General features: G+C 69.7%; 11 protein-coding genes and 1 pseudogene. All 12 read right to left on the reverse strand.

Features of this window, described 5'->3' with window-relative positions:
* Nucleotides 1–33: 33 nt before the first annotated feature.
* The gene (locus ACFC1X_RS30920) at nucleotides 34–1,419 is read right to left on the reverse strand and encodes a DUF6177 family protein (protein WP_376359844.1); all 1,386 of its coding nucleotides are present in this window, start codon (nucleotides 1,417–1,419) and stop codon (nucleotides 34–36) included.
* On the reverse strand, nucleotides 1,416–5,417 hold the full coding sequence (gene eccCb / locus ACFC1X_RS30925; protein ID WP_376359847.1) for a type VII secretion protein EccCb: 4,002 nt from the start codon (nucleotides 5,415–5,417) through the stop codon (nucleotides 1,416–1,418). The genes ACFC1X_RS30920 and eccCb overlap by 4 nt, the downstream gene beginning before the upstream one ends.
* Nucleotides 5,414–6,493, reverse strand: coding sequence for a hypothetical protein (locus ACFC1X_RS30930; protein WP_376359850.1), 1,080 nt, complete (start codon nucleotides 6,491–6,493; stop codon nucleotides 5,414–5,416). The genes eccCb and ACFC1X_RS30930 overlap by 4 nt, the downstream gene beginning before the upstream one ends.
* Before the next feature lie 25 nt (nucleotides 6,494–6,518).
* Nucleotides 6,519–7,880: a type VII secretion integral membrane protein EccD gene (gene eccD, locus ACFC1X_RS30935; protein WP_376359853.1), complete on the reverse strand. Its 1,362-nt coding sequence runs from the start codon at nucleotides 7,878–7,880 to the stop codon at nucleotides 6,519–6,521.
* A gap of 16 nt (nucleotides 7,881–7,896) precedes the next feature.
* Complete coding sequence (locus tag ACFC1X_RS30940) at nucleotides 7,897–8,142, reverse strand: hypothetical protein (protein WP_376359856.1); 246 nt, start codon at nucleotides 8,140–8,142, stop codon at nucleotides 7,897–7,899.
* A 67-nt stretch (nucleotides 8,143–8,209) separates the two neighbouring features.
* Nucleotides 8,210–8,749 carry a hypothetical protein gene (locus ACFC1X_RS30945; protein ID WP_376359859.1) on the reverse strand — a complete coding sequence of 180 codons (540 nt, stop codon included), beginning with the start codon at nucleotides 8,747–8,749 and terminating at the stop codon, nucleotides 8,210–8,212.
* Between the two features lie 113 nt (nucleotides 8,750–8,862).
* Nucleotides 8,863–11,151 (reverse strand): hypothetical protein, encoded by a 2,289-nt coding sequence (locus tag ACFC1X_RS30950; protein WP_376359862.1) that lies wholly within the window; start codon nucleotides 11,149–11,151, stop codon nucleotides 8,863–8,865.
* A complete protein-coding gene (locus ACFC1X_RS30955; protein WP_376359865.1) occupies nucleotides 11,148–11,540 on the reverse strand; it encodes a DUF6507 family protein in 393 nt (130 codons plus the stop codon). The genes ACFC1X_RS30950 and ACFC1X_RS30955 overlap by 4 nt, the downstream gene beginning before the upstream one ends.
* Nucleotides 11,541–11,581: 41 nt before the next feature.
* Complete coding sequence (locus ACFC1X_RS30960; RefSeq protein ID WP_376359868.1) at nucleotides 11,582–11,893, reverse strand: pore-forming ESAT-6 family protein; 312 nt, start codon at nucleotides 11,891–11,893, stop codon at nucleotides 11,582–11,584.
* Nucleotides 11,894–11,950: 57 nt separating this feature from the next.
* The gene (locus ACFC1X_RS30965) at nucleotides 11,951–12,283 is read right to left on the reverse strand and encodes a hypothetical protein (RefSeq protein WP_376359871.1); all 333 of its coding nucleotides are present in this window, start codon (nucleotides 12,281–12,283) and stop codon (nucleotides 11,951–11,953) included.
* Nucleotides 12,284–12,391: 108 nt separating this feature from the next.
* The gene (locus tag ACFC1X_RS30970) at nucleotides 12,392–12,934 is read right to left on the reverse strand and encodes an RDD family protein (RefSeq protein ID WP_376359874.1); all 543 of its coding nucleotides are present in this window, start codon (nucleotides 12,932–12,934) and stop codon (nucleotides 12,392–12,394) included.
* Nucleotides 12,935–13,020: 86 nt separating this feature from the next.
* A pseudogene (locus ACFC1X_RS30975) lies at nucleotides 13,021–13,189 on the reverse strand (DUF397 domain-containing protein).
* Between the last annotated feature and the right edge of the window lie 277 nt (nucleotides 13,190–13,466).

Raw genomic sequence — 13,466 nt, forward strand, 5'->3', positions numbered from 1 at the left:
CTGCCGTCCGCCGCTCCCCTCACCCGAAGGTGTCTACGATGCTCCACCCACTTGACTCCCCGGCCCCTCCCCCCGCAGCCCCAGCCGCCCGAGAAGGTCTCGGAAGCGTCCCCAGGCCGCGGCGTCCGTTCCGTCGCCCAGCCGGTGGTGCCGGGCGACCTCCGCGGTGTGACCGAGGCGTTCGGCCTCCGCGCGGCCGAGGGTGAACGCGACGGGCAGCGGCGGGGCTTCGAGGCGAGCTGAGACGGCGAGATCCCGGCGTGCGGCACGGAGCGACGCGAGCAGCGTGACGAGGCCGTGCCCGGCGTCCAGTTCCGCGGCCAGTCCTGGCAGCGCGTCCAGCGGCGGGTCCTCTCCCTCGCCGTAGCCGAATGCCACGCTGACGTCCTCCTCCACTCCTGCCGGCGTGCGCAGCACCCGGACCGTGGCGATCGCGGGACGGTCGGGCGACCCGACGACGACCAGCCAGGTGGGCCGCGGCGCACGCGCCCGTGCCAGATCGGTCAGCTCGCGGGTGGACCAGGGGAGGTTGACCGGCTCGGCTGTGCTCCATCCGGCGGGAGGGCCACCGGTCAGACACCGAAAGGCCGATTCCAGGGACCGGCCCAGCACGAGATCGGCGTCGGGTGCGTGGCGGGTACGCAGGGTGAGGAGCAGCTGACGTTCACCGTTGACGGTGGCGTCCGTGAAGGCTCCCGCAGCCGAGGCCTTCCCGTTCTCGTCGCGTACGGGAGTGAAGGTGCCGTCCTTCCAGTGGAGTACGGCACCGGACAGGCCGTCGTAGTAGCCGTGGTCGGGGTCCTGGACCACCCAGCGGTTGGGCAGGCCGTGCAGGGCGGTGCGGGTGGGCAGGGTGAGGCGTGCGGTGGGCGGGGTGACGATCTGCAGGGCGCGCTCACTCTCGGCCGCGGCGCGCAGGGCGTCGGAGAGCCAACTGGTGAGGGGGACGAGCGGGCGGTCCTGGATGACCACGGCGGTGGTCGTGGTGAGGACGTCCACGGCCGGTGTGCCGATGGCGGGTACCGGGACGGCGGAGACGTCAGTGGTCAGAGGCACGACGTCCGTGGTGGCCGCTCCGGGCGGCCAGACCGCGCCGTCGAGCACCGTGGCCAGCCGTCCCGCGAAGGACCCCGCGAGCCGCCCGGCCTCGGCACTCGACGTGGAGGCACGTGCCTCGGTCCACCACACCGGCGCCTCCCGCCCGGTACGGCCCAGCAGGCGAGTGGTCTCGCCGGGCACCTGCACCAGGACGGGCGCCTCCACCGAGACCAGCGGGCGGCCGTCGGGCGCGCAGAGCTGGACGACAGCTCCGTCGGCCAGGGTGTTCACGCCCAGTTCGGGGCCGCCCGCGTAGAGGCCCGCCAGGAGGGTGCGCAGGTCGGGCATGGCAGGAGTGAGGGCGATGACGTCCTTGGTCACGTCGTCTCCTCCCCTGTGAGGGCGGTCTGGATCAGCTGAGGGGGACGGCCGCGCCGGACGAGCGTGCCCCGCCCCGGCGGCTGCGGTGTGAGATACAGGCCGGGGAAGATCTGGCCCTCGGCACGGTCGCCGGTCATGAGCAGGGCGGTGCTGCCGGTCTCACGCAAGGTGGTCAGCAGCGGCTCGTACAGGGCACGGGAGGAACCGGCGGCGCGGCGGGCGATGACGAAGTGCAGGCCGATGTCCTGGGACGAGGAGACGTAGGGCAGGAAGGCGGCCAGGGGCTGCTGGCCGGCGGTGGTGAGGATGTCGTAGTCGTCGACGAGGATGACGATCCGTGGCCCCGTGAAGGCCGGTTCGGCCTCGGGGACGGCGTCGGGGTCCGCCGTCTCCGGCAGGCGTTTGTCCAGTTCGGCGGCGATGCCGGTGGACAGGGCAGCGGCGAGCTTGGCGTTGTGGGCGTAGCCGCCGCGGTAGGGCTCCGGGACCGCGCCGCGCAGGCCGCGCCGTGGGTCGTAGACGCCGAAGACGAGGTCCTTCTCCGAGTGGCGTTCGACGAGCCGTCCGGCGATCAGCTTCAGCAGGTTCGTCTTGCCGCACTCGTTGTCGCCGAGTATCAGCAGGTGCTGGTCCTGGCCGAAGAGGTCGAGCGAGGCGGGGGCGAGGGCGTCCTGGTCGACGCCGAGGGGCAAGCGGTCCGGTTCCGCGGCCGGGGAAGGCAGCCTGGCGGCGGGCAGTCGGGTGGGCAGCACCCGGACGGGCGGGGCGACGTCACCGTGCCAGGAGGCGCGGAGGGTGCGGGCGGTCCGTTCGAGGGCCGGGCCCAGGTCGTCGGCGACGGGCCGGTCGTCGATGCGGGGCAGCGCGGTGTGGGCGAACAGCCTGCCGTCGGTCAGCACACGCCCCGGCACGTCCGGGGTGAGGGTCTCGGACAGCTTGCGGTCGATGGAGGAGTCGGCGGGGTCGTTCAGCCGCAGCTCGACGCGGGTGCCGAACATCGACTGGGTGGCGATGCGGACGTCGTTCCAGCGCAGCATGCCGGCGACGACGTGGACTCCGTAGCCGCCACCACGCTTGAGCAGGTCGGTCACCGCGTCCTCGAGGCCGGCGAACTCGTCGCGCAGGGCACCGAATCCGTCGACGAGGAGTACGACGTCGGTCGCGCCCAGCTCGGCGAGCCGCCCTTGGCCGCGCAACTGCCGCAGCCGGTCCACGGAGTCGATTCCGTGCTCGCGGAACAGTTCCTCCCTCCGGGCCAGCATCGCGCGCACTTCGGCGACCGTGCGGGCCGCCCGCTCGTGGTCGGCGCGCCCCGCGATGCCGCCGACGTGCGGGAGCCCGGACAGGGCCGACAGACCGCCTCCGGCCAGGTCCAGGCCGTACACGGCGACGTCGTACGGGGTGTGGGTGAGCGCCAGGGAGAGGGCGAGGGTGCGCAGCAGGGTGGTCTTGCCGGACTGCGGGCCGCCGATGACCGCCGCGTGACCGCCGGCGACGGTGAGGTCCAGCAGCCAGGGCCGCTGCCGCTGACGGGCCGGGTCGTCGAGGGTGCCGAGGGGAACACGCAGCGGAGCGTCGTCCGCGCGGGCGAGGCGCAGGCCCTCCGCACCCGCGCGGAGGGGGCCGGCGGCCTGGTCGAGGGTGGTGGCGGCGGGCAGCGGAGGCAGCCAGATACGGCGTACGGGCGGTGCCGCCGCGGCCAGCTGACCGACCATGACGGACAGGACGGTCGGCCCGGTCTCCCGCCCGGTCACGACCGGTTCGTCGTCCGTCTCCGGCTCTTGCGGTGTGCTGTACGCCGGGTAGAGCCACGCGAGCGGCTCGTCGGCGCGTTCCTCACGCACGGTCGGACCGCGGTACGCCCCGGACACGTAACCGGCCTTGAAACGCTCGTAGGTGGAGGTGTCGACCTTGAGATACCCGAAGCCCGGAAGGGGCGGCAGGTGGAAGGCGTCCGTGGTGTCCAGAACGGTGCGGGACTCGTCGGCCGAGAACGTCCGCAGACCCAGCCGGTACGACAGATAGGTGTCCAGGCCCTTCAGCTTGCCGCCCTCGATGCGCTGACTGGACAGCAGCAGGTGCACGCCGATGGAGCGGCCGATGCGGCCGATGGACAGGAACAGGTCGATGAAGTCGGGCTTGGCGGTGATCAGTTCGCCGAACTCGTCGATGACGACGAAAAGATGAGGGAGCGGCTCCAGGTCCGGTCGGCTCGTGGCGCGGAGAGTGGCGTAGTGACCGATGTCGGCGACATCCCCGGCGTCCTTGAGCACCTGCTGACGGCGCTTGACCTCGCCGGCCAGGCTGGTGTGGACGCGTTCGACGAGGCCGGCCTGGTTCTCCAGGTTGGTGATCACCCCGGCAACGTGCGGGAGCCGCGAGAACGGGGCGAAGGTGGCGCCGCCCTTGTAGTCGACCAGGACCAGCGCCAGGTCGTCCGGTGAGTGGGTGGTGGCCAGGGCGAGGACCAGGGTGCGGAGCAGTTCGCTCTTGCCCGAGCCGGTGGCACCGACACACAGGCCGTGCGGGCCCATGCCGAGCTGCGAGGACTCCTTCAGGTCGAGCAGCACGGGCTCGTGCCGGTCGGTGAGCCCGACCGGCACGCGAAGGAAGTCACGCTCACCCCGTGGCGCCCAGAGGCGCGCCAGGTCCAGGGCGGCCGGGTCCTCGATGCCGAGCAGCGCGGGAAAGTCGACCGGTCCGGACACCGGGGTGCCCTCGGCCGCGGACTCCGCCGACAGCCGCAGGGGAGCCAGCATGCGGGCGATGCCCTCGGCGCCGGAGGGGGTGACAGGGTCGACGATGCCCAGGGCTGTGCTCTCCTGACCGTCGTCCTGTCCGCGGGCGGCGGCTCCGCGCAGGTCGTCGACCCTGATCCGGTCGCCGTCCACGGTGATGCGCACGCTCACCTCGTCGGGCTCGTGCACCTGTTGTGCGAGCAGGTGCAGCACGGTGACGCCCATGACCGCAGGGCCGACCGCCGAGTCCGGCAGGGGGAGCTCGGAGGCGTTGTCGCCGTAGGAGTCACTGACCACGAGCATCCGGCCGGTGAGCCGGAGCGCGTCCGGGCCGGACAGACCGCGCCGCACCTCGGCCGCGTAGGCGGCGCGCTGCCGCAGATCGGGTCCGCACGACCGGGCGAGCCGCACGAGATCCGGGGCGATCCGCCGGGCGGCGACCGGACCGTCGTACGTCTGCGGGTCGAGCAGGTGCGGCAGCCACTTCACCCACGCCCACGCGGACTCGTCGGCGGAGGCCAGCGCGAACGAGACATCGTCGGGTGCGTGTGTGACGGCGGTCTGAATCAGCAGCGCGCGGGCGACGCGCAGTACGTCGTCGCGCTCGCCGATGACACTGACGTTCCCGGCCCGGTCCAGTGGCACCGCGATCGGGAAGTCGGCGGCGGTGGCGAAGCGGCCTCGCAGGGCACGGGCCTCGTTGAGCATGAACGGGTCCGGTGGCGTGAGCACCCCGCCCGCGCTGTTCTGCCCGATGCCCAGCTCCTGGACGGGCACCTCACCGGTGCCGAGCCGAGGGTGCAGGAAGTCGGCGTCCCCACGGCGGCGTTCCCACAGCCGCGCCGGGTCCCGTACGAGGTCGTACAGGGCCTCGGGCGGCGGATTCAATCCGCGCGCGATGCGACGCGACTCCCGCTCGGCGGCGCCCAATTCCTCCCGCAGCTCCTCCAGGTACTCCAGGTACCGCTCCCGCTGCACGCGCCGGGTGCGCTGGGCCTTGCCTCGCTGCGAGAGGAACAACGCGACCGCGCCGAACAGCGCGGCGACCAGCACGACCGCGCCGAGCACCGCGAACCGGCTGTTGCGGATGACGGTCATCAGCACGACTGAGCTGATCACGCCGGCCAGTGGCAGCAGCGCGGTCGCCGCGTTGCCGACCTTTCCCTCTGGCAGGTTCGGCGGCGGCTCGATCGTGAGCGGTTCGCCGGGGGCGAGGGGACGGGTGGAGCGCGCCGGGCGGTGGACGAGCCGCTGGGTCATCGCACCCTCACCGCCCGCCCCAGCACCTCGGCGGCCAGGCGCACGGCCGCGTCCCGGGTGTCGCGGGCGAGCTTGGCGGTGTGGATGGGGCCTCCTTGGGCGAGGTGGCGGTCGTAGGGCAGGGGGACCACGGTCACGCCGGGCTCGCGCAGGTGGGCGGCGGCCGCCTTGGTGTCGAGGGTGGCGTCGGGGGTGGCCGCGCTGAGTGCGACGACGGTGGAGGCGAGCGCCGAGTGCGGCAACCGGGCCAGCCAGTCGAGCACCTGCCGTGTGCCGTGAACGCCCTCCGCGGTCATCGGCGCCACGACCACCCGGGCATGGGCGGTGTCCATCGCGGTACGGGCCACCTCACCGGGGAGGCTCTCGCAGTCCACGACGGTGACCGCGAAGTACCGGCGCAGGGCGAGGGTGACGGTGCGGTAGGTGGCCACGTCCAAGGGGGCGCCGACCCGTCCTTGCCCGGCGGGCAGCAGCCAGCCCCCGTCGGCCACGGGCACCAGGTACCCGGTGACGTCGGTGAGCTGCATGGCGGGGGAGAGGATGCGGGCGAGATCACCGGCGGACCAGCGCACCGACTCCGCGCCCATGCGCACCGGCAGCGTGCCCAGCGCGGCGTCGGCCTCCAGGGTCAGTACGGGGTCCTGCCGGTAGTGGTTGAACGTACGGCCGAGCAGTGCGGAGACCGTGGACTTGCCGACCCCACCGCGGATCGAGGTCACGGCGACGACCCGGCCGGTGGTGACGGACTGCTGCAACTCGCGTGCGTACCACGTCTGTTCCGCAACCTCCCGCCCAGCGGAGGCGGCGAGCCGTCGCACTCCGGCCCCGGCCCGCCGCGCGGCGGAGTCGCCGTGCTGGGGGCGGCCGAGGGCGATGGCGAGACGGGGGTCGACGGTGGGGTGGGACTCGGGGGCGGGTGCCGGCAGGGTGCGGGGGTCGCGAGGCTGCCGCGCCACGGGGAGCCGGGGCTGAGGCTGGGGCTCTGGCGTATGAGGCGCACCGTTCTCGGACAGCGGGCTGTCGGTCAGCTCCCGCACGAGATCACGCTGCCAGTCGCTTCGAGCGCTCCCTGTCATTCCGCCCTCACCCCGCATCCGTGTCTCAGGCGAAGGTGTCGAGGAGCCGCGCGTAGACGCCGAACGCGCCGAGAACCAGGGGCAGCAGGACGATCACAGCAACGGACTCGAGCACGTCACCGGCCCGCCGCAGCCGAACTCGCACGTGCTCGGCGGGCTCTACGGTGAGCACGATCAGCGGCAGCAGGGCGAGCGCGCCGAGCACGGCGAGCGGCCCTACAGCACCGGCGTACTCACTCCACAGCACGACGAGCCGAACGGCGAGGAGCGCGGCGGCGAGGAGCAGCACCGTCACCTCGGCGGTGAGTGGATACACCCGGGCACGCAACGCGAGCGCGACGGTCACGGCGACGGCGAGCAGCACCGTCCACACCGACACCGTACGAAGCACCAACAGGCCGCCCGCCGCCGCGGACACGGCGAGGGCGACAGTGGCGAGCACCAGCCCGCGGTGGGTGGCGGCGAGCGCGGTGGAGACGTCGTACCGGCTCACGGACGCGCCGCCGGTCCGCCGGTCATCCAGCGCCGTGAGCCCGGACGACATCAACGCGAGCCGTGGCAGCACCCCGAGGACGACGACGCAGACAACGGCCGCGACGGCGCCGGCCCGAGCTGCATCACCCTGCACCGAGAGCACAGCCTCCCACAGCACCAGGCACCCGCCGACGGCCCCGCCCCCGACGAGGCCACCACGCCCGAGCGGCGTAACCCACCCGGCGAGCAGGAGCACGACGACCACGGCGCCGACAAGGCCTGCCAGTCGAGCGGGCCCACCCCACCCGTAGGAGTCGGCACAGGCCCACACGCCGAAGCAGGCCAAGGCACCCGCGGTCACGAGCAACGTCACGGCCGGCGCCTGCCACCGCCCCCGCCCGCACAGCACCCCTGCCACCGCGCACAACACCGCGACGACGAGCGCCCCGGCACCGACACCGGAGTCGGCGAACTCCCCGCGCGCCAACACGGCGGCGGCAAGGGCGAAGAAGACAGTCGCACACCCCGCGACACCACGACGCGCCTCGGACCGCCAGCGCCACGCCCGTACATCGAGATCGTCGGCGACCTCGTCGGTCACGTCGTGGACGACGGGCGCCGAGGGAGCGTCCTCGGCCCGCACGAGCCGCAGCACGACCCCGTCGGCGACTCCCGCCGACTCCAGGGTGCTGTCATGCGCGAGGGCCGCCCCGTCCGGCAGCACCAGATGCCGCAACTCCGGCCGCTCCCCCACCTGGTCGCCCAGCAGCCGCATCACCTCGGGCAACAGCACCCCGACGGGCTCCCGCGACGGCAGCACGAGATCGACCCGACGCCGCTCACCGACCAGGGTGACCCTGCTGAGCGCGGCGCGACCGACGGTTGCGGTACGGCTCAGGGGCCCCGTGGACATCACGCGTTCGAACCTATCATCGTGTAGAAGTCGCAACTGAGGGTGACGACCCTTCCCCGATGACCCGGTGCGCCACGAACGACCACCCCACGCACCCGGCACACACCACAGCCGCGATCACCATCCCGGCCACCACCTTCCCCAACCGCTCATCAACGGACCGCCGCTGACGCCGGGCGCCGAAGAGAAGGGCATCGCGGAGCCGACGGCGACGGACTGAGACGGATTCGAGAAGCTGATTGTCGTAGTCGTGGGCGGTCATGGTTCATGCCTCCTCCGCTTCGGCGGAGCGCTCGGTTGCGGGCATCGACGAGTCCCGAGGGCAACGCTCAGAGCTTGTCCGTAACATCCGGGCCAGTGCCGTCGTCGAGCGCGTCGGAGGTCGCGATCCCAAGGTCCGTTGCGGACCCGAAGTATGTGGCCTCTCCGGGCTCGCCCCTCACCCCTAGCACGGAGTTCAGCTCTTCCAAAGCAGCAGCAAGACGGGGAGCATTGCGCTGGTAGATGTCGGGGTGAGGCCTACCAGCGAAGTCGAACCACGACCAGATGTCGTGATGGACCGACACCTCAGCCGACAGGCCGACCGGAGCAGGAGATACGGACAGCTCGATCAGCCGGGGCTCGCGATGCGCCTGCCCTCCTGCGTCAATCCAGCCTCCTGGGCCGATCACATGAATGTCATCGACTTCAGCCTTCGGGAATCCTGAAGGACGACTGCTGACAACTCGCTCTGGAAGGCGATCGTCACCCAGTGGCACAGTCAGTGCCAGGCTAGTTGTCACTCCGATACCGCCGACGTCGAGAACATACCAGCCGTACTCGATCCTATGGGGCGTCAAGAGCTCATGCCCTCGGAGGACCTCGGCCATTGCCGCTGCCGTTGTCAGCGCAGACTTGAGACCGGGAGCAGCTACTTCTTCGAGATCCCAAAACCATGAACCGCATTCACGCGGGGCACGCATAAGGGTCGGCATCTGGGTCCTTAGGGGAAAACAGGGCCGTCGGGCGGGACAGTGACAGACCCGTCCGTGAAGCGCAGATGGAACGTGGCACCCGCCCTTCTGGCCTGAAACTCGATTTCGGTCAGCATTTTAGCGCCGAGGTCCGCCATCGGCTGATGAACGTCCAGAATGGCGATCTTCGCGTCGGCAGTGCCTCCCATAAGCTGCTTAGCCGCCTTCCTGCTCGCGCTCTTGATGCCTCCGATGGTATTGACGTCTTTCAGTTGGTAACCGTAATGGGGCGTCCCGTCGGAGCGGAGGGTGGTGACATCGAGGTCAAGGCCGGTTACGTCATCCTTAAGCTCAAACGCAAGATGAGAGAACCCACGATTCTGCAGTTCTGTCGCGTGACTCAGGGCCATGTATGCCGCAGGAAGCATACTGTCATTCGCTTTACTCGACCCCTGCTTGCACATTCTGAGTATTTCGTCGTAATTCATCACTCCCCTGAGGTGGCCGCGGGATATAAGATCCGCAACTTCGGATCCGAATGGCTCCTTACTGAGGGTGCGAATCACACGAGCCTGATCCTGAGGGGGTATTTTAGCTTGTTTCAGTTCCTCGAGTACACCCGCCTCCTGATCGGGAAGCATCGGCCTGGAGGGTGAGCCCGAGGTTGCCGTCCCCTTGCTGTACCTATCCATCGCAACGTCGTCTATGGGCATGCGCGGGGCACCAGCCGCCCCTTCGCGTCCGCTTGTCGGTGGGCCACCGCTGCCCGTCAGCCCAGGCTGATCGTCATTCGGTGCCGCACGGCTATGCTCGCTGCTTGCGCCAGCACCGCTTGTTGCATCACCACGTGAGCGTGGGACGGCATCGCGTCCATATACCCCCGAGCCGTGTTCACCATCCACGCCGGACGGGCCCCCGCGATTAAGCCCGGGCGATGCGTGATCTCCCATGTGTGCGGCAGCTTCTGGTGCCCTGCCCCCGACGATTTCAAGCTCCCGCACGGGTACCTGTTCCGGAGTGGCCTGTGTCGCGGCGGAACGTTCCGGCAACGGCGCGTCTGAAACGACCTCGCCGTCCCTCATGACGATGAACCGGCCGTCTTCGACGACGAGGACGGTTCGGCCCGTCGCGTCGGAGAACTCCAGGACGCTCGTCGAAGTGCGCACCTCTGGAATGTGGTTGGTACCGCGCAGTCGTTCTGTGACCGCGGCGATCCTGGGAGCGGCATGATGTGCGACCTTGGCCGCGGCGCCGATCGGGTCGATGGCGTCGCCGACCTTGGCGACCGTCGCCGCCACTTTGGCCGTCGTGCCGGCCTTGCCGGCGGAGGCCACCTTGAGCGGGCCAAAACCCAGGGTGATGACGTTGAAGACAACCGTGGCAGCAGCGCGCGCGGGGTTCTCGTCCCACATGTCCCAGGCCACCAGGGACTTGGCGAACTCCTTGGCGTACACCTTGCTGCCCTGGGCGAAGTCGGTCGCGAAGATGCCGGTGGGTTCCTGGCCGCCCGCCTCCATGAGGTAGGTCTCCGCGCCGACCACCATCCTGGTCAGGCCCTCCCAGGAATCCTCGAACTCCTGCTCACTGTTGAGCCCGACCATGGAGTACAGGCCGTCGAGCGTGCCCCAGACGTTGTCGACGATCAGCCCGTCCCAGACGAAGCTCTTGAAGTAGTGGTTGAAGTCCCGCGGGTCCCACCAGTCGTGCCGCTCGGTCTCGGGGGCGCCCCAGGGAAGCTCTTTCGCCTGGTCCAGCACCTCGGTGCTGTATCCGTAGAGATGCGATCCCAGGGGCGCGAACTGCTTGGCGCCGGTGTTCAAGACGTACTGTGTACCGCCGACCAACGCGGTGATCTTGTTGTTGCAGGCGATCTCGGCCGCCGCGAACTCAGCTTGCGCGGCGTTCACGTCGTGCAGCAACGCTTGATGCTCGTCGACCTTGTCGGCGTCCTTCGTCCAGTTCTCGTCGAACTCCCCGGTGCCGGTCTTCAGCCCCGCGACGAACGTGGTCGCCTGCCCCTGCAACCGCTCCAACCGCTTGGCGATGGGAGCCACCTCTGCCGCGTACGTGCGCAGCGCATCGGCCACCGTGGCGAGCTTGTCCCCGAAAACGTCGGCGGCGTCACGGGCCGGTGCCGTGGAGGCGAAAAGGTCCTCTGCTTCCGGCGCCTGGTAGAACGCCGAGAGCCCCTGGAACTGCCGATGCGCCTCCCCGCCCGCCTGGCGGATGCCGTCCGACTCGTCCCGGAGCGCGTCGGTGTGCTGCTCGAGTTGTGCCAGATCGCCGGTGAACAGCGGAATCGCTTCCGGCTCTATCACAGTCGGCCGGCCTTCCAACCGCCCGGCATGTCAGGGCGCACCAGACCTGCGGACCGCCGCTGAAGCTCGGCCGCCATCTCCAGATCGCCGTCCTGGTACGCCGTAGTGGCCTCCACCGCACCGTTCACGGACCTGCCGACGCGCACGCCGATGAACCGCAGCTCCTCAGCCGTACCCTCGATGAACTCCGCCAGCGCGGCTGCCACCAGCCCGGTCTGCCCCTTGTGCTCCCCGCTCGCTCCACCCGGCGCGAGCGTCCCTGCCGAGGTCGCCGCGCCCTGCACATCCCCCGAGTACGCCTGAACCATCTCGTCCAGGACCTTCATGACGTCCCCCACGTTCGAGACGACGACTCCGACTCCGGTCGGAGAAATGTCCCACTCCGGCACGCGTCACTCCCCCTCGTTCTGCCTGGCCCCGTGCGCCCGCGTCAGCCGATGTTGTCCACGGCAGCCCGCGCCTTGGCCAGCGTCGACTGGGCGGTCCCGTCGTTCTGCTCCATCGTCGTGCGGACCAACCGGATGATCTCGCGCACCTCGGTGGCGGCCCGGTTCCAGCGGACCTCCTTGCCGTGGTACTCGTCCGAGACACCGTCGGCCTGGAACTCGGCCATCGCGGCCTTCACCGCACGGTCCCGGTCGGTCAGTACGCGCTCAAGCTGAGCGACGACCCCTTGCAGACTGATCTGCACCTCGGACGAGGCGCCGGTGTCGTACGAACGACGGTCAAGGTTCTGCCCCATGACTACATCCCCCCAGAAAACAGTGACGGTTCGGTGCCGGCCACGAGCGCCCGGCAGCTACCGGGCGCCGAAACGAGCGGCATCGAAGTTGGCGGAGCCCATGTTCTGGTGGGCGTTGCCCTCCAGCTCCTGATCACCCGTTCCGAACGCGGTGTCCATGCCGGACTGCCCGCCCAGGATCGCGTTGAGCGAGCCGTTCAGATCGTTCGTGATCTCGTCGGCATGCAGCTTGAACGTATCGAACGCCGCCTTGCCCGCCCCGTTGAACTTGCCTTCCAGCGGCTCCGCCGCCTGGATCAGCCACGTGATCAACGTCCCCAGATCGTCGACCGAGCCGACCGTGTTCTTCCCCAGATCCGACAAGGTCGTCGAACCCATGTCGAACTTCATCTCGCCACCCCCGTGCATCACTCAAACCACAAAGTCTCGAACATCGTTACGCGCAACAGGTCACATACACAACGCGATTGCAACGAGTTGGCGCAAACCGTCCACCCCTCAGCGCTCGATGACCACCGTTTCCGCGAGCTTGTCGTGCAGACACTGCTGATACGGCCTGTCCCAGCAGCACCACAGCGAGTTGAGCAGCCCGAGTACAGGGATGAGGGAAAAGGCCGGCCAGCAGACCTCTCGCAGCAGAGCGCGCCAGAAACCGATGTTCAGCCCCGACTCACGGTCCACGACCCGGACCTTGCAGATGCGCTTGCCCAGGGTCGAGCCGAACTCGGCGATACAGACAGGGAAGTAGATGAGGAAGGAGAGGGCCAGCCATCCGATCAGCACCGCCCGGGCCGTCTCACCGCCTCCGGCGTCGATCCACATACTCAGCGGGAGACCGCCCGTGACGAAGTACCCGATGAACCAGAGGACGACGTCCAGCACACGCGCTCCGAGCCGAGACCCGAGATCGGCGAGCCCCATGGGCGGCGCGAAGCCTGGGCCGTGCGGCGCCGGGTAGCCGTAGGGCGGCTGCGGCGCGTACTGATGCGCGCCCAAGCCAGATGGGGTGGAACCGACGGGATAGGGCGGGAGGCCGGCCATGTCTTCCTTGATGTGGACACTGCGGACACAATCCGTTGATCATATAGGCACGCTCTGACAGCGACCCTCAGGTCCGCTTGCAGCTGCTAGACCTTCATCCCGGCCACGAACCTTAGCCACGGCACAGCCCCGAAGACCAGCACCCGACCGTCCGACACCTTGCTGTCACGCACGGGGGGTGAGTCCGGGGCAGCTGTCGGCGACCTGGACGCAGTTGGTGCCGCCCCCGTCGCTGTAGGAGGACTTCCGCCACATTGCGGTGGTGAGGTCAGGGATTCGGTTCGTGATCCGTGCTCCTCGCGTGAACCGGAACTAAGGCGTGACACGTCGGACCCCAACCGCTCATCGCCGGACCGCCGCTGACGCCGAGCACCGAAGAGGAGCGCGTCACGGAGGCGGCGGCGACGCACGGAGAGGGATTCGAGAAGCTGGTTGTCCTAGCCTCGCGCTTTCATCAAGCGGGCTGTCCGGCAGACGGGCAGGAAAGCAGAAAGTGCCTCTGACCAGCAAGAATGAGGATTGTCGAGGTCCT

Source organism: Streptomyces sp. NPDC056128 (assembly GCF_042263835.1).
In the GTDB taxonomy this organism is placed as follows: domain Bacteria; phylum Actinomycetota; class Actinomycetes; order Streptomycetales; family Streptomycetaceae; genus Streptomyces.

Bases quoted from the DNA above. Each gene is read 5' to 3' on its own strand.
- eccCb (WP_376359847.1), bottom strand. From the start codon at position 5,417: ATGACCCAGCGGCTCGTCCACCGCCCGGCGCGCTCCACCCGTCCCCTC.
- ACFC1X_RS30930 (WP_376359850.1), bottom strand. From the start codon at position 6,493: ATGACAGGGAGCGCTCGAAGCGACTGGCAGCGTGATCTCGTGCGGGAG.
- eccD (WP_376359853.1), bottom strand. From the start codon at position 7,880: ATGTCCACGGGGCCCCTGAGCCGTACCGCAACCGTCGGTCGCGCCGCG.
- ACFC1X_RS30940 (WP_376359856.1), bottom strand. From the start codon at position 8,142: ATGACCGCCCACGACTACGACAATCAGCTTCTCGAATCCGTCTCAGTC.
- ACFC1X_RS30945 (WP_376359859.1), bottom strand. From the start codon at position 8,749: ATGGCCGAGGTCCTCCGAGGGCATGAGCTCTTGACGCCCCATAGGATC.
- ACFC1X_RS30960 (WP_376359868.1), bottom strand. From the start codon at position 11,893: ATGGGGCAGAACCTTGACCGTCGTTCGTACGACACCGGCGCCTCGTCC.
- ACFC1X_RS30965 (WP_376359871.1), bottom strand. From the start codon at position 12,283: ATGAAGTTCGACATGGGTTCGACGACCTTGTCGGATCTGGGGAAGAAC.
- ACFC1X_RS30970 (WP_376359874.1), bottom strand. From the start codon at position 12,934: ATGGCCGGCCTCCCGCCCTATCCCGTCGGTTCCACCCCATCTGGCTTG.